At 58.7% G+C, this 20,547-nt stretch carries 20 protein-coding genes; 14 read left to right on the forward strand and 6 right to left on the reverse strand.

The window, feature by feature from the left end:
* Positions 1 to 146: 146 nt before the first annotated feature.
* Positions 147 to 3,017 (reverse strand): EAL domain-containing protein, encoded by a 2,871-nt coding sequence (locus tag AC1D2P_RS01965; RefSeq protein ID WP_077430998.1) that lies wholly within the window; start codon positions 3,015 to 3,017, stop codon positions 147 to 149.
* 258 nt (positions 3,018 to 3,275) lie between these two features.
* On the opposite strand from AC1D2P_RS01965, the gene uvrD reads away from it, so the two are divergent.
* The 4 genes from uvrD to AC1D2P_RS01985 all read left to right on the forward strand — a co-directional run bounded on the left by uvrD (position 3,276) and on the right by AC1D2P_RS01985 (position 7,650).
* Positions 3,276 to 5,459, forward strand: coding sequence for a DNA helicase II (uvrD, locus tag AC1D2P_RS01970; protein ID WP_046030804.1), 2,184 nt, complete (start codon positions 3,276 to 3,278; stop codon positions 5,457 to 5,459).
* A gap of 150 nt (positions 5,460 to 5,609) precedes the next feature.
* Positions 5,610 to 6,050, forward strand: a complete 441-nt coding sequence (locus AC1D2P_RS01975; RefSeq protein ID WP_109786789.1) for an EamA family transporter — start codon at positions 5,610 to 5,612, stop codon at positions 6,048 to 6,050.
* A gap of 179 nt (positions 6,051 to 6,229) precedes the next feature.
* Positions 6,230 to 7,105: a Tim44 domain-containing protein gene (locus AC1D2P_RS01980; protein ID WP_046030807.1), complete on the forward strand. Its 876-nt coding sequence runs from the start codon at positions 6,230 to 6,232 to the stop codon at positions 7,103 to 7,105.
* Positions 7,106 to 7,242: 137 nt separating this feature from the next.
* Complete coding sequence (locus tag AC1D2P_RS01985) at positions 7,243 to 7,650, forward strand: SMI1/KNR4 family protein (RefSeq protein WP_077430996.1); 408 nt, start codon at positions 7,243 to 7,245, stop codon at positions 7,648 to 7,650.
* 151 nt (positions 7,651 to 7,801) lie between these two features.
* Here AC1D2P_RS01985 and AC1D2P_RS01990 read toward each other — a convergent pair whose 3' ends face one another.
* Complete coding sequence (locus AC1D2P_RS01990; RefSeq protein WP_046030809.1) at positions 7,802 to 9,565, reverse strand: cation:proton antiporter; 1,764 nt, start codon at positions 9,563 to 9,565, stop codon at positions 7,802 to 7,804.
* A gap of 202 nt (positions 9,566 to 9,767) precedes the next feature.
* Between AC1D2P_RS01990 and AC1D2P_RS01995 the strand changes: the two genes are divergently transcribed.
* A complete protein-coding gene (locus tag AC1D2P_RS01995) occupies positions 9,768 to 10,250 on the forward strand; it encodes an acyl-CoA thioesterase (RefSeq protein WP_046030810.1) in 483 nt (160 codons plus the stop codon).
* 111 nt (positions 10,251 to 10,361) lie between these two features.
* Here the strand turns inward: AC1D2P_RS01995 and pdxY are convergent, their stop codons facing one another.
* Positions 10,362 to 11,234: a pyridoxal kinase PdxY gene (gene pdxY / locus AC1D2P_RS02000; protein WP_109786791.1), complete on the reverse strand. Its 873-nt coding sequence runs from the start codon at positions 11,232 to 11,234 to the stop codon at positions 10,362 to 10,364.
* A gap of 120 nt (positions 11,235 to 11,354) precedes the next feature.
* On the opposite strand from pdxY, the gene AC1D2P_RS02005 reads away from it, so the two are divergent.
* Positions 11,355 to 11,768, forward strand: a complete 414-nt coding sequence (locus tag AC1D2P_RS02005) for a DUF3301 domain-containing protein (protein ID WP_046030812.1) — start codon at positions 11,355 to 11,357, stop codon at positions 11,766 to 11,768.
* Positions 11,769 to 11,778: 10 nt separating this feature from the next.
* On the opposite strand, the gene AC1D2P_RS02010 is transcribed toward AC1D2P_RS02005, so the two are convergent.
* A complete protein-coding gene (locus AC1D2P_RS02010; RefSeq protein ID WP_109786792.1) occupies positions 11,779 to 12,744 on the reverse strand; it encodes a CobW family GTP-binding protein in 966 nt (321 codons plus the stop codon).
* A gap of 30 nt (positions 12,745 to 12,774) precedes the next feature.
* Between AC1D2P_RS02010 and AC1D2P_RS02015 the strand changes: the two genes are divergently transcribed.
* Positions 12,775 to 13,131: a hypothetical protein gene (locus AC1D2P_RS02015; RefSeq protein WP_046030815.1), complete on the forward strand. Its 357-nt coding sequence runs from the start codon at positions 12,775 to 12,777 to the stop codon at positions 13,129 to 13,131.
* Between the two features lie 4 nt (positions 13,132 to 13,135).
* Here the strand turns inward: AC1D2P_RS02015 and AC1D2P_RS02020 are convergent, their stop codons facing one another.
* Together AC1D2P_RS02020 and zigA are read right to left on the reverse strand one after the other, a co-directional pair.
* Positions 13,136 to 13,786: a DUF1826 domain-containing protein gene (locus tag AC1D2P_RS02020; RefSeq protein WP_046030816.1), complete on the reverse strand. Its 651-nt coding sequence runs from the start codon at positions 13,784 to 13,786 to the stop codon at positions 13,136 to 13,138.
* Positions 13,786 to 14,994, reverse strand: a complete 1,209-nt coding sequence (zigA, locus tag AC1D2P_RS02025; protein ID WP_109786793.1) for a zinc metallochaperone GTPase ZigA — start codon at positions 14,992 to 14,994, stop codon at positions 13,786 to 13,788. Before zigA ends, AC1D2P_RS02020 begins: the two co-directional genes overlap by 1 nt.
* Before the next feature lie 143 nt (positions 14,995 to 15,137).
* Between zigA and AC1D2P_RS02030 the strand changes: the two genes are divergently transcribed.
* The 7 genes from AC1D2P_RS02030 (at position 15,138) to AC1D2P_RS02060 (ending at position 20,533) form a co-directional block, all read left to right on the forward strand.
* Positions 15,138 to 15,515 (forward strand): glutamine synthetase, encoded by a 378-nt coding sequence (locus tag AC1D2P_RS02030; RefSeq protein ID WP_109786794.1) that lies wholly within the window; start codon positions 15,138 to 15,140, stop codon positions 15,513 to 15,515.
* Positions 15,516 to 15,607: 92 nt separating this feature from the next.
* Complete coding sequence (folE2, locus tag AC1D2P_RS02035; protein WP_046030824.1) at positions 15,608 to 16,504, forward strand: GTP cyclohydrolase FolE2; 897 nt, start codon at positions 15,608 to 15,610, stop codon at positions 16,502 to 16,504.
* Positions 16,501 to 17,169: a metal ABC transporter ATP-binding protein gene (locus tag AC1D2P_RS02040; protein WP_477757423.1), complete on the forward strand. Its 669-nt coding sequence runs from the start codon at positions 16,501 to 16,503 to the stop codon at positions 17,167 to 17,169. The genes folE2 and AC1D2P_RS02040 overlap by 4 nt, the downstream gene beginning before the upstream one ends.
* Positions 17,169 to 18,035, forward strand: coding sequence for a metal ABC transporter permease (locus tag AC1D2P_RS02045; RefSeq protein WP_109786796.1), 867 nt, complete (start codon positions 17,169 to 17,171; stop codon positions 18,033 to 18,035). The genes AC1D2P_RS02040 and AC1D2P_RS02045 overlap by 1 nt, the downstream gene beginning before the upstream one ends.
* Before the next feature lie 11 nt (positions 18,036 to 18,046).
* The gene (locus AC1D2P_RS02050; protein ID WP_109786797.1) at positions 18,047 to 18,922 is read left to right on the forward strand and encodes a metal ABC transporter substrate-binding protein; all 876 of its coding nucleotides are present in this window, start codon (positions 18,047 to 18,049) and stop codon (positions 18,920 to 18,922) included.
* Positions 18,919 to 19,479 (forward strand): gamma carbonic anhydrase family protein, encoded by a 561-nt coding sequence (locus AC1D2P_RS02055; protein WP_109786798.1) that lies wholly within the window; start codon positions 18,919 to 18,921, stop codon positions 19,477 to 19,479. Before AC1D2P_RS02050 ends, AC1D2P_RS02055 begins: the two co-directional genes overlap by 4 nt.
* A 157-nt stretch (positions 19,480 to 19,636) precedes the next feature.
* Complete coding sequence (locus AC1D2P_RS02060) at positions 19,637 to 20,533, forward strand: His/Gly/Thr/Pro-type tRNA ligase C-terminal domain-containing protein (protein WP_046030830.1); 897 nt, start codon at positions 19,637 to 19,639, stop codon at positions 20,531 to 20,533.
* Positions 20,534 to 20,547: the final 14 nt, after the last annotated feature.

The raw sequence follows: 20,547 nt of genomic DNA on the forward strand, positions 1-20,547 counted from the left end.
CTTTGTTATTGGCAGGTGCCGGGGATGTAGCAAGCTTGTAGTTATACTACAAGAATTGGCTTTTTGCCTGCTCAATGCGTAACTCGATGCCCCCATTCCACGCGACATGCGTTCCATGTAGCACTGTGGCCCGAGTTTCGGAGCTGCTACTGGGAATTTGTGTCGTTGCGTAAAAGCGTAGCCAGGTCGTCGGCCTCGACTGGGCGACTGATCAGATAACCTTGCACTTCATCGCAGTGCTCGGTTTTCAGAAACTCCAACTGTTCCTGCCGCTCCACGCCTTCGGCCACCACTTTGAGCGACAAACCGTGCGCCATCGCAATGATCGCCCGGGTAATCGCCGCATCCTCGCTGCCCTCCCCCAGGCCGCGGATAAACGCCTGATCGATCTTCACGTAGTCCACCGGGATGCGTTTGAGGTAGCTCAGGGACGAATACCCGGTGCCGAAATCATCAATCGCCAGCTTCACGCCCAGATTTCGCAGTTGCTGGAAGGTCGCGATGATGTGCTCGACGCTGTCCAGCAACTGGCTTTCAGTAAGTTCGAGTTCCAGGTAGTGCGGCGCCAGGCCGGTTTCTTCCAACACTTGACGCACCAGGCTGACCAGCTTGCCCTGGCGCAATTGATGCACGGACAGATTGACTGACACGCGAATCGGGTCCAGCCCCTGCCGCTGCCACTCGCAGGCTTGCCAACAGGCCTGACGCAAGACGAATTCGCCGATCGGGCCGATCAGGCCGGTTTCCTCGGCCAGGCCGATAAAGTCTCCCGGCGGTACCCGGCCCATGGTCGGGTGATCCCAGCGAACCAACGCTTCAGCGGCATTCAAGCGCCCCGTGGCAAGGCAGAGTTTGGGTTGGTAAAAGACCTTCAGCTGCTTTTCGTCGATGGCTTTGCGCAACTGGTTTTCAAGCTGCAAGCGCTCAAGGGTGCTGGCTTGCAGGCTTTCGGTATAGAACTGGAAGTTGTCTCCGCCCAAGTGCTTGGCGTGCTGCATGGCCATGTTCGACTGACTGACCAACGCGGATATTTCCCGTGCGTTGTCCGGCAGCATGCTGATGCCCATGGACGCACTCACCACCAACTCATGGCCATCAATGGTGACGGGCAACCGCAGTTTGGTCGACAAACGCGTCGCCACTCGCGCCAGGCTGGACAAGTTGCCGTAAGCATCGAACAGCACCGCAAATTCGTCGCCGGAAAGCCTGGCGATCGTGTCAGCCTCTGGCAACGCGTTGACCAGGCGCCGGGACATTTTCTGCAGCAATTGGTCGGCGACGTCATGCCCCAGGCTGTCATTGAGTAGTTTGAAGCGATCCAGATTGATGTGCAGCAATGCCAGGCTACGTCCGCCCTGACGCACCCGTTGATGGGCTTCGTGCAGCCGTTCCCGGAACAGCGAGCGGTTCGCCAGGCCCGTCAATTCGTCGTAGTGAGTCAGATAGCGCATGCGTTCTTCGGATTCGCGGCGGGCCGACAGATCGGCGAAGAAGCCGACGATATGACTCACATTTCCCCGCGAATCGCGCACTGCGTTCAGTTGCAGCCACTGCGGATAGAGTTCGCCGTTTTTCCTGGTCTCCACCAACTCGCCTTGCCACGTCCCGTGCTGCTCCAGCGCCTGATGAATCGCGCCGTAGTGCCGGCGAGCATCGCGACTGCACGGGAGTTCGACAACATTGCGCCCCAGCATGTCGCCGATGTCATAACCGGTGAGGCGGCTGAACGCCTGATTCACAGCGATCAAGGCGTAATTCGGATCGAAAATCATGATGCCTTCGCTGGCGGCTTCGAACACCGTCGCCGCCAGTTGGCGCTGCTCTTCCTGACCTTTGGTTGCGCTGATGTCGCGACGGGTGCCGACCATGCGGATCACCCGGCCGCTTTTACTGCGCTCGACGGCCCGGCCACGGTCTTCGATCCATACCCAATGACCGTCGCCATGCCGCACGCGGTACTCGATCTGGTAATCCTCGGTGCGGCCTTTCAAATGCTCGACCAGTGTGTGCTTCAACACCGGCAGGTCTTCCGGGTGCAGGCGCGGCTTGAGATGGCGCAGCATGGCCGTTACATACTCCGGCGCCAGGCCGAACAATTCCTGAATCTGCGTGTGGTGGACTTCATCGGTTTGCAGGTTCCAGTCCCACAGACCCAGTTCGCTGGCCTTCAGCGCCAATGCCAGGCGCGCTTCACTCTTGCTCAGGGCCTGATTCGCGGCGTCCAGCTCCATGCTGCGCTGGGCCACACGGTTTTCCAACTCGACCTGGGCTTCACGCAATCGGTCTTCGGCGCAGCGGCGCTGGTCGATTTCCTTGGCCAGTTCGTGATTGAGTTGATCGCTGCGGCTTTGCGCTTGCTGCAAGTGCTCGATCAGCGCCTGATTCTGGAAGCGGCGCAGCAACCCGCTGTCGATCAGCCGATTGACCTGCCAGGCGATCACGCTCAACGCGCCCAATAAAATCAACCCGAACCAACCCCAGCCCTGATCCTGTTTATCACCGCCCCAAAATAGATAGGCGATGGCCGGCAACAGGCAGGGCAAGGTAAAGGACAGGAATGCTGGCAGGCTGACGGCGTACGCAACGCTGGCGGAAAGGGCGGCGGCACCGATCAGGCCAAACACCCACGCTTGCTGCATGAAGTTGTCGGCGGGCACCAACGCAATCCCGGCCCCGGCCAGGGTCAGGCCGGTGAGGCCAGAGCCCAGCAAAAACATACGCCACCAAATCGGATGTGCCTGCCGGTCAGGAATCGCCGAATCGAAGGCTGCCACTTGAATTACCCGCAACGCCACCAGCGACAACAGCCACACCAGCCAGATGCTGACCAGGAAATAGCGCTGTGGGCTCCAGAGCAAACCGGCACAGACCAGACCATTGATTAACATGAACAACGTGGGCAGCAGCGACCCCTGGTAAAGCAGTCGCGTGCGTTCGACCGCCATTTCCATTGCGTACTGCTTGCGGATAACCCGAGGCTCCACTGTGGGGCCCGACAGGTCGGTGCTGAGGGTCATAGGCAATGTTCTTGTTCTTATAATGATGAGCATGGGCCCGAAACGTCGACGGAGCATACACAAGCCGATGCACTTGCCAAACTGCTCCAGATCATAAATTCGACAATATTTACGCACCCCGCCACCCCTCCAAAACCCTTGGAGCGCGGCCCGCCAACGCCTGCAGCCAGTGACTGACCGGTCGTCCTTCGTGCATCTTTCATCGGCTAATGCAAAGCTCGGTTTGCCCGGTGTGACGGCGCACCCTAGAATGCCCCGATGCGCGATGATCTCTCCCTTCTGCTGAACTCCCTCAACGATGCCCAACGCCAGGCCGTAGCTGCCTCCGTGGGTCGTCAGTTGGTCCTGGCCGGTGCTGGCTCCGGTAAAACCCGAGTGCTGGTGCACCGTATCGCCTGGTTGATCCAGGTCGAAAACGCCTCGCCCCACTCAATCCTGTCGGTGACCTTCACCAACAAGGCCGCCGCCGAGATGCGTCATCGCATCGAGCAGCTGATGGGTATCAACCCGGCCGGCATGTGGGTAGGTACCTTCCACGGCCTGGCGCACCGCTTGCTGCGGGCGCATTGGCAGGAGGCCGGGCTGAGCCAGACGTTCCAGATTCTCGACAGCGACGATCAGCAACGACTGGTCAAGCGCGTGATCCGCGAGCTGGGGCTGGACGAACAACGCTGGCCGGCCCGGCAGGCCCAGTGGTTCATCAACGGGCAGAAAGACGAAGGTCTGCGTCCGCAACACATTCAAGCCAGCGGCGACCTGTTTCTGGCGACCATGCGCAGCATTTATGAGGCCTATGAGGCCGCGTGCCTGCGCGCCGGCGTGATCGACTTCTCCGAATTGCTCCTGCGTGCCCTCGACCTGTGGCGCGACCATCCGGGCTTGCTGGCTCACTATCAGAAGCGTTTCCGCCACATTCTGGTGGACGAGTTCCAGGACACCAACGCCGTGCAGTACGCCTGGTTGCGTTTGCTGGCCAAGGGCGGCGACAGCCTGATGGTGGTGGGCGACGACGATCAGTCGATCTACGGCTGGCGTGGCGCGAAAATCGAGAACATTTATCAGTATTCCGATGACTTTCCGGATGCCCAAACCATTCGTCTGGAGCAGAACTACCGCTCCACCGCAGGCATTCTCAAAGCCGCCAACGCCCTGATCGCCAACAACACCGGGCGCATGGGCAAAGAGCTGTGGACCGATGGCGGCGAAGGCGAAGCAATCAATCTGTACGCGGCGTTCAACGAACACGACGAAGCACGCTACGTGGTGGAAACCATCGAAAGCGCGCTGAAAACCGGCTTGGCCCGCAGCGATATCGCGATTTTATACCGCTCTAACGCCCAATCGCGCGTTTTGGAAGAAGCCTTGTTGCGCGAGCGCATTCCGTACCGCATCTATGGCGGTCAGCGCTTCTTCGAACGGGCAGAAATCAAGAACGCCATGGCCTACCTGCGTTTGCTGGAAGGCCGGGGTAACGATGCGGCGCTGGAACGGGTGATCAACGTGCCGGCCCGAGGCATCGGCGAGAAAACGGTCGAAGCGATCCGCGACCATGCGCGGCACAGTGATGTGTCGATGTGGGAAGCCATGCGCCTCCTGGTGGCGAACAAAGGCCTGACCGGTCGTGCCGCTGGCGCACTCGGCGCCTTTATCGAGCTGATCGAAAACCTCGCTGCCAAGTGCATGGAAATGCCCCTGCACCTGATGACTCAGACGGTCATTGAGCAATCGGGACTGATTGCTTATCACCAGGCGGAAAAAGGCGAAAAGGGCCAGGCTCGGGTAGAAAACCTTGAGGAACTGGTCAGCGCCGCGCGCAACTTCGAAAACGCTGAAGAAGATGAAGAGCTCACGCCTCTGGCGGCGTTCCTCGGCCATGCGTCGCTGGAAGCCGGGGATACTCAGGCCGACGAGCACGAAGACAGTATTCAGTTGATGACGCTGCACAGCGCCAAGGGCCTGGAATTCCCTTACGTGTTCCTGGTGGGCATGGAAGAAGGCCTGTTCCCACACAAGATGAGCCTGGAAGAGCCTGGCCGTCTCGAGGAAGAACGTCGCCTGGCTTACGTTGGCATCACCCGTGCGATGCAAAACCTGGTGATGACCTACGCTGAAACCCGACGCCTGTACGGCAGCGAAACTTACAACAAGGTCTCGCGTTTCGTACGGGAAGTACCGAAAGGCCTGATCCAGGAAGTGCGGCTGTCCAACAGTGTCAGCCGTCCGTTCGGTGGCAATCAATCGATGAGCGGCAGCAACCTGTTCAGCGGCAGCGAGATTCCGGAAACCGGCTTCAGCCTGGGTCAGACTGTAAGGCACTCGATCTTTGGTGACGGCGTGATCCTCAACTTCGAGGGTTCCGGCGCGCAGGCACGGGTGCAGGTGAACTTCAGCGAAGGCAGCAAGTGGCTGATGCTGGGTTACGCGAAGCTGGAAGCTATCTAATAGCTTTTCTGTGGGAGCGAGCTTGCTCGCGATTGAGATCGCTGCGGTGTATCTGTTAAATCGCGGTGTGGCTATCGCGAGCAAGCTCGCTCCCACAGGGTTTTGTGTTGAGCCTGCCTCAACGGGTTGATCTGACATAAGGCGTAAATCATGGGCTCAGGCTTTTTTTCTTCCTGGACATTCTGGGCCCTGATGTCGGCGGCGTTTGCAGCCATGACCGCGATCTTCGCCAAAATCGGCATCGAAAACGTCAATTCCGACTTCGCCACCCTGCTACGCACCGTAGTGGTATTGGTCAGCCTGGCCTTGATTTTGTACGCCACGGGCCAATATCAGTCATTAGGATCAATCTCTGCCAGGAGCTATCTGTTCCTGTTGCTCTCGGGACTGGCGACGGGCGCCTCCTGGATCTGCTACTTCCGCGCGCTGAAATTGGGGCCGGCCTCGTTGGTCGCTCCGGTGGACAAGCTCAGCGTGGTGCTGGTGGCAGTGCTGGGCGTGATCCTGCTGGACGAAAAACTCGACCTGCGCCAATGGAGCGGGATCGGCCTGATCACGGCCGGTGTGGTCATGCTGGCGCTACGACGCTAGGCAAATCTCCAACAGACCCTATCCACTCGTCCGACGGACCGACATCAAAAGGCCTTATTGCGCTGACCGAAGCTGAACGCAACCTGTCAGGCAAAAGCCCGAAACACTCTGCCGCTAGCCAGTAACACTTCAGCTGTGCAACATGGCGCGCGTGCCATCCACAAATGGGATTACCCTTTATGAAACGTTTTCTTAGCATCGCCATGGCGTTGTGCATCGGCCTGACGATGAGCCTCGACGCCAACGCCAAGCGCTTTGGTGGCGGCAAAAGCGTCGGCGCTGCGCCGACCCACCAAACCAGCCAAATGGCGCCTTCTTCTCCAGGCATGGGCGGCGCTGCGGCGACCGCTGGTGCTGCCGGTGCCGCGGGCGCAGCTGCCAAGGCTGGCGGTGCTTCGCGCTGGCTCGGCCCTCTGGCCGGCATCGCCGCCGGTGGCCTGCTGGCCTCCATGTTCATGGGCGGCGGCTTCCAGGGCATGCAGATCTTCGACATCCTGATCATGGCGGTCATCGCCTTCCTGGTCTTCCGCTTCATCGCCGCTCGTCGTCGCAAGCAGCAGGAGCACATGGCGCCGGCTGGCCACGCGCCGATGCAGCGTGAAGTATTCGAGAACAAGCCTGCGGGCGGTTCGATCTTCGGTGGCTCGGCAGCACCTGCCGCCGCTCGTCCAGTGATCAACGCGCCGGCCTGGTTCAATGAAAAGAACTTCATTGAAGCGGCACGCAACCACTTCCAGTCCCTGCAGCAGCACTGGGACGCCAACGAAATGGACAAGATCGCCGAGTTCGTGACCCCGCAAATGCTCGAGTTCCTCAAGCGCGAACGTGCGGACCTGGGCGACGGTTTCCAGTCCACTTACATTGATAACCTCAATGTTCAGCTGGACGGCGTGGATGATCGTGCCGACAAGACCATCGCCACCCTGACCTTCAGTGGTGTGTCGAAGACCTCGCGTTTCGACCAGGGTGAAGTGTTCAGCGAAAGCTGGAACATGGAGCGTCCACAGGGCGAAAACCAGCCTTGGCTGGTGGCCGGTATCCGCCAGAACGGCTGATCTCCGCTGCGTTAAGCATGCGGCATAAAAAAACCCCAGCTTCGGCTGGGGTTTTCTATTTCGCGGTTGCATCTATAGCGAGCTACTGTATAAACCGCCCCAACTAAACCGCGCCATCAAGCAAGAGGATCCCGGACGTGGAAGAAATCATCGAACAACTGCGTGAAGCCAACGAACCGGTACCGGTCCCCTTGGAGCTGCCTGACGAAGACCTGCTGGTTGAAATCGAAGAACAGCTGTTCATCGACATTCCTTTCGTCTTCAGAGAATTTTTGCTGACCGTCAGCGACGTCGTCTACGGCAGCCTGGAGCCGGTGACCGTCACCGACCCACAATCCCACACCTATCTGCCGGACGTTGCCGCCAACGCCTGGGACGCTGGCGTTGACCGCAGCATGATCCCGATCTGCCAGGACGGTGATGACTATTACCTCGTCGAAGAAGACGGCACCGTGGTGCTGTGGCAAGCCGAAGAAGAACTGATTGCCGAAGAGACTTGGGAATCGGTATGGCACTGGGCGCGGGACGTCTGGCTGGAAAGCTGATTTAGCCTATCCCGACTTTGTAGCAGCTGGCGTAGCCTGCGTTCGGCTGCGCAGCGGCCGCAATATCAGACAACGAGGTGCTGCAGGAAAACCGAGTCATCCGGGTTTACGACTGCTTCGCAGCCGGACGCAGGCTGCTACAGGTCAAATGTCAGTGGCCAGATGCATCGCTGTGGTTGTCCAGGGTTTCAAGCAAGGCCACTTGCATGCGCGTGTGGACGCGGATGAACCAGCGCCAAAGCAGTGCAGCTACGGCGGCAGCCACCACGATGATCAATACCAGCAACTTGTTGGTCGGCAAAATGCTGGCCGACAAGGCTGCCAGTAGCAGGAAAATCACCAGCAGCGAGAGGATCGGAATCACTTCGGCGATCACCCGACGCACTCGCTGTGTGTGGCGGCCGGCCATCTCCGGTTTCACTCCCATCTCTGCCAATAGCATCGACAGCGCCTTGAGCTTGCGATAGGCGGCAATCAGAAACGGCAGCGACAACAGCAGCGCTCCACCCCAGATCAATGCTTTTTGCCAACTCGGGTCGATGATCCAGTCTTGCAGCCAGGTGGACATGTGCCCGGCGAAATACGCGCCAGAGAAGAAGATCGCAACCACCAGCGCCAGATTGACTCCCACCTGCAACAAAATCCGCCGAATCATCGACGCCAGCAATGCACCCTCTCCTTGCGGCTGGATGCTGCGCAGCCATTCGCCGTACATCCCCATCACTCTGCCCAGCCGTTGTGGCATTACGGCAGCCAACTTGAGCGACAGCGGATCGGCTGCGCGAATCAGATACGGTGTCAGCAGTGTGGTAATCACCGAAACAGCCACAGCGACCGGATAGAGAAAGTTGCTGGTGACCTGCAGCGTCATCCCCAGCGCGGCGATGATGAAAGAAAATTCGCCAATCTGCGAAAGTCCCATCCCCACGCGCAGTGAGGTGCGTCCGTCATTCCCGGCGATAAAAGCACCGAGGCCGCAGGACAGCATCTTGCCGAGGACCACCGCCACGGTAATCACGGCGATCGGCCAGGCGTATTGCAGGAGGATCATCGGATCAAGCATCAGGCCGATGGCGACAAAAAAGATCGCACTGAACAAGTCGCGAACCGGCTCGATCAAGCGCTCTATTTTCAGCAATTGCCGAGATTCGGCCATGATCGCGCCAATCAAAAATGCACCCAGCACCATGCTGTATTCCAGCTTCACTACCAGCAGACAGAACCCGAAACACAGCCCCAACACGGTGATCAGCAGCATCTCGTTGCTTTCAAACCTGGCCACGTAAGCCAGCAGCCGCGGCACTAGCAGAATCCCGATGACCAGGGCGACAATCATGAACAGCGAGAGCTTGCCGACCGTGGAAAACACTTCACCGGAGCTGACTGTGCCACTGACCGCGATGCTCGACAGCAACGCAATGATGCCAATACCCAGGATGTCTTCGACAATCAGCACACCGAAAATAAGCTGGGCGAAACGCTCGTTTTTCATCTTCAGGTCGTTGAGCGCCTTGACGATGATGGTGGTCGAGGAAATCGCCAGGATCGCGCCGAGAAACAACGAATCCATGGTGTTCCAGTCAAACCATCGGCCGATCTCGTAGCCGATCCAGATCATCAGCACGATTTCCAGGAACGCAGCGATGAATGCAGTGGCGCCCACTTTGAACAGCTTGCGCAGGCTGAACTCCAGGCCGAGGCAGAACATCAGGAAAATCACCCCCAACTCCGCCAGGGTCTTGATGGTTTCTTCGTCGTGGATCAGGCCGAAGGGCGGTGTGTGCGGACCGATGATGAAGCCGGCGACGATATAGCCCAGCACTACCGGTTGCTTGAGCCGATGGAACAGCACGGTCACCACGCCCGCGATCAGCATGATCACTGCCAGATCCTGAATGAAACTGATGGCATGCATGGGTAGGCCTCCTTGAGCTGGGCTTTTTGGAGGTTAACACCACGACTTGCGCTGCAAAGGCGGTGCAATATATGGAAACAGATGGATGCGGGCGTGACGGCAGCCGCTTGCCCGGCGTCCCGATAACTGTTGGTTTGAAAAAGCTGACAAGGCACCCGCAGAGGTGCGCCCCTGAAATTCTGCCTTGAACCGTGAGAGCGCTATGGAACCCGGAAACGCACAACTGTCGATGACGGTATTGATGACCCCCGACATGGCCAACTTCTCTGGCAATGTCCACGGAGGCACCCTGCTCAAATACCTCGACGAAGTGGCCTACGCGTGCGCCAGCCGTTATGCCGGCCGGTACGTGGTGACCCTGTCGGTGGACCAGGTGATTTTCCGCGAGCCGATTCATGTCGGCGAACTGGTGACCTTTCTGGCTTCGGTCAACTACACCGGCAACACGTCCATGGAGGTGGGCATCAAGGTGGTGACCGAGAACATTCGCGAGCGCTCGGTGCGCCACACCAATAGCTGCTTTTTCACCATGGTCGCGGTGGATGACAACCGCAAGCCCGCAGCCGTCCCGCCGCTGCAACCGCACAACAGCGAAGAAAAACGCCGCTACATCCAGGCGCAGCAGCGTCGGCAGATTCGTCAGGAGCTGGAAAAGCGGTATCAGGAAATCAAGGGTGATGCCTGAGGTCTGTGACCTGCTTTAGATAGCCATCGCGAGCACGCTCCCACATTTGATCTGTGTCGTTCACACATTCAATCTGGGAGTGAGCCTGCTCGCGATGAGGTCAACGCGGAATCAGAGGCTGATCGCCGTCGCTTCGAAACGCACTCGCGGATGCGCAATCCGGTCCTGCGCCCGCACCAGTTCCAGTTCATAGCTGGCACAGGCCTGAGTCTCCAGCAGCACTTCATGCACCGCCGCCGCTGTGAATTCGAAGGCGGCAACCAGACTGTCGCCCAACAACACACGCGCCAGGAACAACCCGGAAGTCAGGTCGCCCACACCCACCGGCTGGCGCGGAAACGCCAACAATGGACGGCGCAGGTGCCAACTGCCCTCGTTTGTCACCAGCAACATCTCGAAGCCATCTGCCGGTTTGCCGGGATAGTCCAGATGCTTGACCAGTATCGCCTTCGGCCCACGCGCCAACAACGCTCGCGCCATGGCCAGGCAATCGAACAACGATTGCGGTTTGCGCCCCGAAAAGCTGTCCAGCTCCAACTGGTTCGGGCACATGAAGTCAGCCACCGAGGCCGCCTCTTCCAGTAGAAAATCGCTCACTTCCGCCGGTACGCTGCAGCCTTTCTCGGGATGCCCCATCACGGGATCGCACAAATACAGCGCTTTGGGATTCATCGACTTGATGCGCGCCACGCCGGTCAGGATCGCCCGCCCCTGAGCCGCACTGCCGAGGTAGCCGGACAGCACGGCATCGCAATTACCCAATTCGCCAATCGCGGCAATGCCTTCTACCAGATCGGGAATCTGGTGCGGTGCCAACACTTCGCCAGCCCACTGACCGTACTGGGTGTGGTTGGAGAACTGCACGGTGTTGAGCGGCCAGACATTCACCCCGACCCGCTGCATCGGGAAAACCGCGGCGCTGTTGCCAGCGTGGCCGAACACCACGTGGGACTGAATGGCGAGCAGATGGGGCGTACGTTTCATGCGGTGAGTTTTCCGTAAAACGATTGAAATTCGAGCCGCGCAGTATGCGACGAAACACAGCCTGTACGACAGACCGGCGACGCAGTTAAGCTGGCACTCTCAAGTTGGAGCAACCTGTTGATGCTGACCCTCGGAAATATCTTCGTGCTTATGTTGCTCGCCACCGGTGGCGCGTGGCTGTGGCACAACCACGGCTTGCGCGAGCGTGCGCTGGAGCGGGTCAAACAGCATTGTGCCAAGCTCGGCATCGAGTTGCTGGACGGCAACGTGGCCTTGAAAAAGATTGCGTTCATCAAAGACGCCAATGGCCGTCGGCGCCTGGCCCGGGTGTATAACTTCGAATTTACCGTGACCGGCGAAACCCGTCACAACGGCACCATCACTCAATTCGGCGCCCATAGCGCGCAGATCGAACTGGCGCCCTATCCGATGCCGTTCGATGACACGCCTGTCGTAGTCGATGTAGCGAAGCCGCGCGCAGAAGTCATCGAGTTGAGCCAATGGCGGCAGGAACACACCAAGTGGCGTCCTTGAATCAAAGGCCTTAACGCACCCGGCAGTCATTCAGGTTTTTTTGCAGCACTTCAACATCTTGCTGCTCACTGAAAATCAGCTCGATCCGCGAATCACCGCGCCATTCGCTGGGCTGCCATTGCAGCGCCGAGTTATCCAAGGCGTTCGCCGATACCCACCCGTCGATGCTGTGGATAACCAGCTTCGCCCGCCGCCAGGCGAGACGTTCAAGCCACTGGCCAATGAGTGCCTTATCAAACGTCTGGCCAGGATGCCAACGCCAACCAATACTCCACCCCCCAGCCTGTTCCTGACTCAAACAAATCGGTAGCGCAGGATCAGTCCAGATAGCCGGCAACTGCGCCAATCCCTTGGGTAAAACGAAGTTATCCACACCCTCTACAGCCTGGGCCTTGAGACCGGGCAATTGGCTCAACGGCAATTGCGCCTGCTGCGTCCAGTACAGAGGAAGGGAAGGCAACTGCGCTGTGATTCGCTGGCGATCATTGTCGTCGAGACCTTCCGCCTTGTTCAGCAACAGCAAACCGGCGCTGTTTAACGCCTCCTGTTGCGCCGCAGGCAGCGGTTTACCGGCGGCGAGCGATTGGGCATCCAGCACCAGTACGCAACGCTGTACCGACAGTACACCGGTCCACGGAGCCTCACTCAACTGCTCAAGCAACCGGGCCGGATGTCCCAGGCCAGAGGGTTCTATGAACAACCGATCCGGCTTCGCCTTGCGCAACAACCGTCCGAGTCCGATCTGAAACGGTGCACCATTGACGCAGCACAAACAGCCGCCGGCCACTTCACCCAGTGCGATACCATCGGCATCCGAGGTCAGTAGCGCAGCATCCAGGCCAATCTGGCCGAACTCGTTAATCAACACCGCCCAACGCTCATTGAGCGGCCGCTGCATCAGCAGGTGCTTGATCAGACTGGTTTTGCCGGCACCCAAAGGGCCTGCAATGACATGAGTGGGAATGTTCTGCAACATGGTCGGCGTTTTCTGAAGAGGAGGTAAATGATGCGTTTGATGGGGTTGTCGTTGCTGCTGGCGCTCAGTTCAGGTGAAGCATTGGCTCAAGCCTGCGTAGTACATAGCACAGCTGAGAGACTCGACGTAAAAGTGTGCCAGCAAAACCGCACCATCCCGGAAAAACTCTTCGCCGACGGTTTCTGCCAGCCCAACCTTCCGGGCCAGAAGGTCGACGTGCAGTACGTCGACCAATGCCCCAGTGGCAGTTTCGGCGTATGCAGCAACGCCCAAGTCGCCAATATGCCTTACCGTCAGGATATTCACTATTACGGCGTGGCCACCGATGCGGCGTATCTGAAGCCTTTTTGCGAAACACAGAGCCAGGGAAACTGGCTCAAGCCGTGAGGCATCAGCTCAGCCAGTCAAGGGTCAGGATCAAACGACGCTCACCCAATGCGGGTTGCGGCGAGCGGTGAATCAGGCCGAAACCTTCGTTGCCGTGCCACTTCTCGCCCTTAAACAGTGCCACATGCCCGCTGGCGATTTGCTCGATCAGCGAATCCTGTACAGGCTCAGCCTGAGGTTGGCTCAATTGGCGACGATCCATAACACCCTCTCGCAGCCACTGACTGCCGATGCCGGAATACGTAGTGATTAACCGCACCGGCACATGATCGACGTGGAAACGCGGGCACATGGCCTTGTCCAGTGCCCGTAAACGCAGGCCGATGCGCTTGGCGCCCAACAAACAGGCAAACGCGCTGACCAGCCAGGACACGTCGGCGACGAACGCTCCATACCCTTCCAGATCGCTGAAGCCCGAAGCTAATCCTCGCAGATCGGGTTCAGTCTCATCGTCGAGTAATTCCAGAACCCGTGATTCGGCCAGCGGCTGATTCTGCGACAGCAGCAAGTGGCCGAAATCGGCGATATGTACCGGTAATTGACGCTGCCAAGTGGCTAGATTGACCCCGTCATCAAGAATTCGGGTTAGCGTTTTCGGCGTTTCACCCTGGACTTGTTGAACGACAGAACGCCGCTTCAGAGTCGGCGCCAGCATCAGGCAGCCGCCTCGTCATGCCATGGACCAAACGGATCGTGCAGCGCTCGCCAACCCTCGGCTCCCAAAGCCATCTCCGCGTCGGTCAGCAGGCAATCGTCTAGTTCAGCGGTGAGTTGTGCGAAGTCGATGTTTTGGCCGATGAACACCAGTTCCTGGCGGCAATCGCCGGTGGCGGCGCTCCAGTTTTCCATGATTCCAGCGGTGCTTTCTTCATCTTGCGGCCACTGGGTTTTCGGCACAAACCGCCACCAGCGCCCGGCGAAACCGTGACGCATCAAGCCGCCGGCCTGAGACCAACTGCCGGCGTCCAAAGGTTTGCTGGCCAGCCAGAAAAAACCCTTGGAGCGCAGCAGCTTTCCATTCGTCCATGGACGGTCGATGAAGCTGAAAAAACGCTGCGGGTGAAAGGGGCGGCGGGCTCGATAAGCGGTCGAAGCGATCCCGTATTCCTCGGTTTCCGGCACGTGCTCGCCACGTAGCTCCTGCAACCAGCCTGGCGCCTGAGCCGCTTTTTCGAAATCGAAGCGACCGGTGTTGAGGATGCTCTGCAGTGGAACTTCACCCATGACCATCGGGATGATCTGCGCCTGTGCATTGAGGCGCTGAAGAATCTCGATCAGCTCCTGGCGCTCACGACTGCTGATCAAATCGATTTTGCTGATCAGGATGACGTCAGCGAACTCGACCTGCTCGATCAACAGGTCGGTGATCGAGCGCTCGTCCTCCTCACCCAGGGTTTCTCCACGGGTGGCGAGGCTTTCGGCGGCTTGATAGTCGAGCAAGAAATTCATGCCATCGACCACGGTGACCATGGTGTCGAGCCGCGCGATGTCGGCCAGGCTTTGCCCTTGTTCATCACGAAAGGTGAACGTTTCGGCCACGGGCAGCGGTTCGGAAATGCCGGTGGATTCGATCAGCAGATAGTCAAATCGCCCGTCCTTGGCGAGCTTGCTGACCTCTTCGAGCAAGTCTTCGCGCAAAGTGCAGCAAATGCAGCCGTTGCTCATTTCAATGAGCTTCTCTTGCGCACGATTCAGGCTGACATCACGCTGGACTTCGCTGCCATCGATATTGATTTCACTCATATCGTTGACGATGACGGCGACTCGCAGGTTGTCGCGATTACGCAGCACGTAGTTGAGCAGCGTACTTTTTCCGGCACCGAGAAAGCCCGACAGGACGGTCACGGGAAGTCGATTGGGCATCAGGATTTCCTCACAGGGATGCCCGGTCGCAGTGTCGGGCTTAATTTGATGTTATAGTATAACAATGCAATCAAGCCACCCTCCTATTGCTCGTGACGACAAAGCGTCCGATGCTGAACCCCATTCAATCCCCGAGAAATCCTATGCGTATCGCCCTGAGATCGGCGCTGATGTGCGTTTCGCTGATGGCTGCTACACAAGTCCCGGCGCAGACTCCGAGCCTGGCTAAATGCACACGCAGCGCCAATCTGCTCGCCTGCGTGGATGCCGATGGCAATGCGTATAGCGTCAACACCGTCGGTAGCACGATCTATCTGCGCGGCTTCGAAATGGCGGGCAACCGCTACTGGGCGCAGACCAACAGTCGCTATGGGCAGCTGACGTTCTTCACCGGTATCGCTTCCGACGGCGAAGCCTGGGTTGGCTACAACCGTCGGGTTGGCTGGACAACGATCAACCGCTTTTCCAGTTCTGGAGGCAGTAGCGCCACATTCACCTGTAGCAGGATGACCGGTTGCTAGGCCTGAAGTGACCAAGCGTCGTGAAAAAGGCGTAGTCGAATTTTATGTAATAACATAACATATAAAATCGATTCCCCTCGACGGACCTGCTCATGAATGCGCTGACCTTGCCCGATATCGCCGCGCAAGCTTCTCGCCAAGCCCTGCCACTCGACTGGGTAGGCATGTGCGGCATTGCTCTTCCTGTTGTATTCGATGGCCAACGCATAAGCGCGAAAGTGGACGCGGGCGTGAGCCTCGATGATGGCGCAGCTCGCGGGATTCATATGTCGCGGTTGTACCTGGCACTGGAGATGCTCGAGCAGCAAGACCTGAGCCCCGCACTGTTGCGACGAGTCTTGCAGTGCTTTCTCGACACTCACCAAGGACTGTCTACTTGCGCGTACTTAAGAATTCATGGCGATCTACTGCTAAAAAGGCCGGCGTTGATCAGCCCATTGGCCGGCTGGAAAACGTATCCAGTGAGCATCGAAGCGCGGCTGAAAAACGCGATGTTCCACGTGGAACTAAAAATCGACGTTGCTTATTCCTCCACCTGCCCCTGTTCAGCCGCACTTTCCCGGCAGTTGATTCAGCAACAATTCGTCGATGATTTCGCCAACAAGTCGCTGCAACACGCCGAAGTATTGGCATGGCTCGGTTCCACAAAAGGCATCGTTGCGACGCCCCATAGCCAACGCAGCAACGCGGAGTTACGCCTGCGTCTCGACGATTATCTGGATGACCTGCCGCTGATCGCTCTCATCAATGACGCCGAAGCAGCCCTCGGCACTGCCGTACAAACCGCGGTAAAGCGCGCCGATGAACAAGCCTTCGCCTTGGCCAATGGTCAGAACCTGATGTTCTGTGAGGATGCTGCACGACGTTTGAACCTTGCCCTGAAACGCTCCCCGGGCATTCACGCATTTCACATTCGCGTGGTCCATGCCGAAAGCCTTCATGCCCACGATGCCGTCGCTGAAAGCCGATGGAACTGGGAGGCGGCATGATTCGCTGTCAGGCATTGCGTTGGGGCGCACCCGGACAACCGCTCACACCTGCGCTGGATGTCTATTTGCCGAAGGGAAGCCTGACCGCCGTCATCGGCGCCAACGGCTCGGGTAAAAGCAGCCTGCTGAAAGTCATCGCCGGACTGCAAAGACCTCTGGCAGGCAACGTCATCCTCAATGTTCCACGTAAGGGCGCCCTCTCCTTTCTCCCCCAGCAACAACACTTGGACCGGCAATTTCCCATCAGCCTCCAGGAGTTGGTGGCTGCCGGTTTTTGGGGCATCAAGCTATCGCCTGAATTACGCCGCCAACACCTCAATACCGTGCTGGAGGATTGGTGCCTGAGCGGTCTGGAACAACGCCCGTTAATGGCATTGTCGGGCGGGGAACTGCAACGTGCCCTGCTCGCCCGACTAAGCCTTGCACAAACGCCACTGGTGTTGCTGGATGAGCCGCACGCAGCACTCGATGAACTCGGTCAGTCGCTGCTCTGGAAACACATCCACGAATGGCACGCCCAAGGTCGAACCCTGGTTGTGGTGTGCCATGACCTGGCCGCCGTTCGCCAACACATTCCACAGACACTGCTGATCAAAAACACTGGCTGCGTGCTTGGATCGAGCACCGAGTTGATCCGCCAACAACCTCAAACGCAGGTGGCCTGATGCTCGCCACCGCTCAACTTTGGCAACCGTTCCACGAGTTTGTGTTCATGCGCCGGGCCCTGCTCGGCGGGCTCTTGCTGGCGGGCAGCACGGCACCGCTGGGGGTGTTTCTGATCTTGCGACGCATGAGCCTGATCGGCGATGCAGTCGCCCACGGCATCTTGCCCGGTGCCGCACTCGGCTTCTGGTTCGCCGGGTTGAGCCTGCCGGCACTGACTATCGGCGGGTTAGGCGCAGGGTTGTCCATGGCCGGGCTGGCAGCATGGATCACCCGTCGCACCGGCCTGCGAGAAGACGCCAGCCTTGCCGCGATCTATCCGATCTCGTTGGCCAGTGGTGTGTTGATTCTTGGCATCGCCGGAAAACGCCTGGACCTGTTGCACCTGCTATTTGGCTCCGCGCTAGCCGTCGATGGTCCGACGCTGACCGGCATGTTGTGGGTCTCGGGCTTCAGCCTGTTCGCCATGGCCCTCATCTACAAACCACTGTTGCTGGACACCCTCGATCCGCTCTTTCTGCAAACCGTCAGCCGACTCGGACCGCTGGCCCATGGCGTGTTCCTGATGCTCGTGGTGTTGAATCTGGTGATCGGTTTCCAGGCCATCGGCGCGCTGATGGTGGTCGGTTTGATGATGTTGCCTGCCGCCGCGTCGCGCTTCTGGAGCCGTCGCTTGCCGGTCTTGATGGGTATCGCCGCGTTGCTGGGTTGTCTCTCGGTATGGCTTGGATTGCTGCTGTCGTTCTACTACTCGCTACCCAGCGGCCCGGCCATCGTATTGGTCGCGGGTGGTCTGTATCTGCTGTCCGTGGTGTTCGGACCGGTGCATGGCCTGCTGCGCCGCCCTCCTTTACTCACATCCCAATGAGGTGTTTTCCGATGCGCGCTTTACTCGTGCTGTTCAGTTTGATGCTATCGATGTCGCTGTCTGCTGCGGAAAAACTTCAGGTGGTCACCAGCTTCAGCATCCTCTCCGACATGACCCATCAAGTCGGCGGCGACCATATCCACATCACCAACATGGTCGGCCCCGACGCCGATGCTCACACTTACGAGCCGACGCCGGACGATGCCAAAGCGTTGCTCAGTGCCAAGCTGATCATCAAAAACGGGTTGGGTTTCGAACCCTGGCTGGACCGCCTGGTCACCAGCACCGAGACCAAGGCGCCGATCATTAGCGCAAGTCACGGCGTCATCCCGCGCGCCCTGGATGAAGACGGCGAAACCGTTCCCGACCCTCACGCCTGGCACAACCTGGCGAACACCGAGCTGTACATCGCCAACATCACCAAGGCGCTGATCGCTGCGGATCCGGCGAACAAGGCTGACTACCAACGTAACAGCCAGGCGTACCTGAAACAGATCTACGCGCTGCTTGCCGAAGCCAAGGCCAAGCTCGGTTCACTGCCGCCGGGCAATCGCAAAATCGTGACCTCCCATGACGCCTTCGGGTATCTCGGTCAGGCCTACGGAATCGACTTCATGGCACCTCAGGGCCTGTCCACCGAACGCGAACCTTCAGCTGCCGAAGTAGCCGCGCTGATCACTCAGATTCGTCAGGCCAAGGTCAAAGCGGTGTTCATGGAAAATATCAAGGACGCCCGCCTGCTGAAGCAGATTGCCGATGAAAGCGGCGCGCACATCGGCGGCACGTTGTACTCCGATGCCCTCGCCGCCACCGGGCCGGCCAGCACCTTTGCCGGGCTGTTCGAGTACAACCTCAATACCCTGTACGAGGCGTTGAGCACGCCATGATCCGCAAGAACCCTTCAGGTGATTTACCGCTGATTGCGCAGTCCGCCTATGTGGACAAGACCGCAATCATCTGCGGCAAAGTGGTGATCGGCGAGAACGTTTTCGTCGGCCCTTACGCGGTGATTCGCGCCGACGAAGTAGATGCCGACGGCGAAATGGAACCGATCACCATCGGCGCCAACTCGAACATTCAGGACGGCGTGGTGATTCACTCCAAGTCCGGCGCGGCAGTCACTATCGGCGAGTTCAGTTCGATCGCCCACCGCTCCATTGTCCACGGCCCCTGCAAGGTCGGTGATCGAGTGTTCGTCGGTTTCAACAGTGTGCTGTTCAACTGCGTGGTCGGCGATGGCTGCGTGGTGCGGCATAACTCGGTGGTCGACGGACGCGATTTGCCCGAAGGGTTCTACGTGCCCTCCACTACCCGTATCGGACCGAACACGGACCTGTCGCAATTCCCGCCGGTCAGCGTCAGTGCCTCGGAGTTTTCCGAGGACGTGGCCCGGACCAATGTCGATCTGGTGCGCGGTTACAAAGCGCTGCAAAACGAGTTCTGACGATGAGCAGCGTGCTGATTCGCACTATCCACCTTGTTGGAATTAATGGCAGACGAAGTCCTGCCGATAACCACCCCTCATAGCGAAGACCCGTCAGCGCAGTTCTCTACGGTTAATGCGCTAGCGCGAATAATAGAAGCACTCGAGAGCATCACCCATGATTCAAATCCGCCTGCCTGATGGTTCACTGCGTGAATACAACCAACCGCTGTCCGTGTCCGAACTCGCTGCCAGTATCAGCCCCGGGTTGGCGAAAGCGGCGGTGGCCGGTCGGGTGGAGGGTGTGTTGGTGGATTGTGAATACATGATCAGGAGCGATGCGCGGGTCAGCATCGTCACACCTCAGGAACCCGATGGCCTGGAAATCCTTCGGCGGTCCTGCGCGTTGATCCTGGCAATGGCGGTCAAGCAGCTTCATCCCAATGTGCAGCTGCAGTCTGGATCGGCGTTGGGTGACGGATTCTTTTACGGTTTTACCCTCGAGCAATCGTTAACCCGCGACGACCTGCCACTGATCGAAGCTCGCATGCAGATACTCGCGGCGACCAACCACTCGATCCGTCGACGAACAATGAAGTCGACAGAGCAACTGTCGTTATACCGCCTGGGGGACTTCGAACAGTTGACGACTGGCCCGCACGTTCCGGCCACGAAGGTGTTGCAGGCTTTCTCCCTCGACTCCATTAGCGGAACGTCTGAGCAACGAATCTACGGCACGTGTTGGTCTTGCCAACAGGAACTGGACAACTGGCGAGCCCCTCCGCTTGTCATCATTGTCAGCATGGCTGAACGCCAAGCGAGTTATGCCCAGTCGGTGACCGAGACATTGCGTCGTAGCGGTGTGCATGCTCATGCGGATCTGCGGCATGAAAAGGTCCGCCACAAGATTCGCGAACACAGTCAAAGAGTGCCGTACCTGATGGTCGTGGGCGAGAAAGAACAGGAAGGGGAATTCGTCAGTGTGCGCAGCGGTGCCGGTGAGGACCTGGGCAGGATGGATGTTGAGGCTGCGTGTCAGTGGCTGAATCGGGTCCGCCCCCACACGATCATGTAGGGAGCGGCTGTACT

This window comes from Pseudomonas sp. P1_F1_2 (assembly GCF_056405815.1).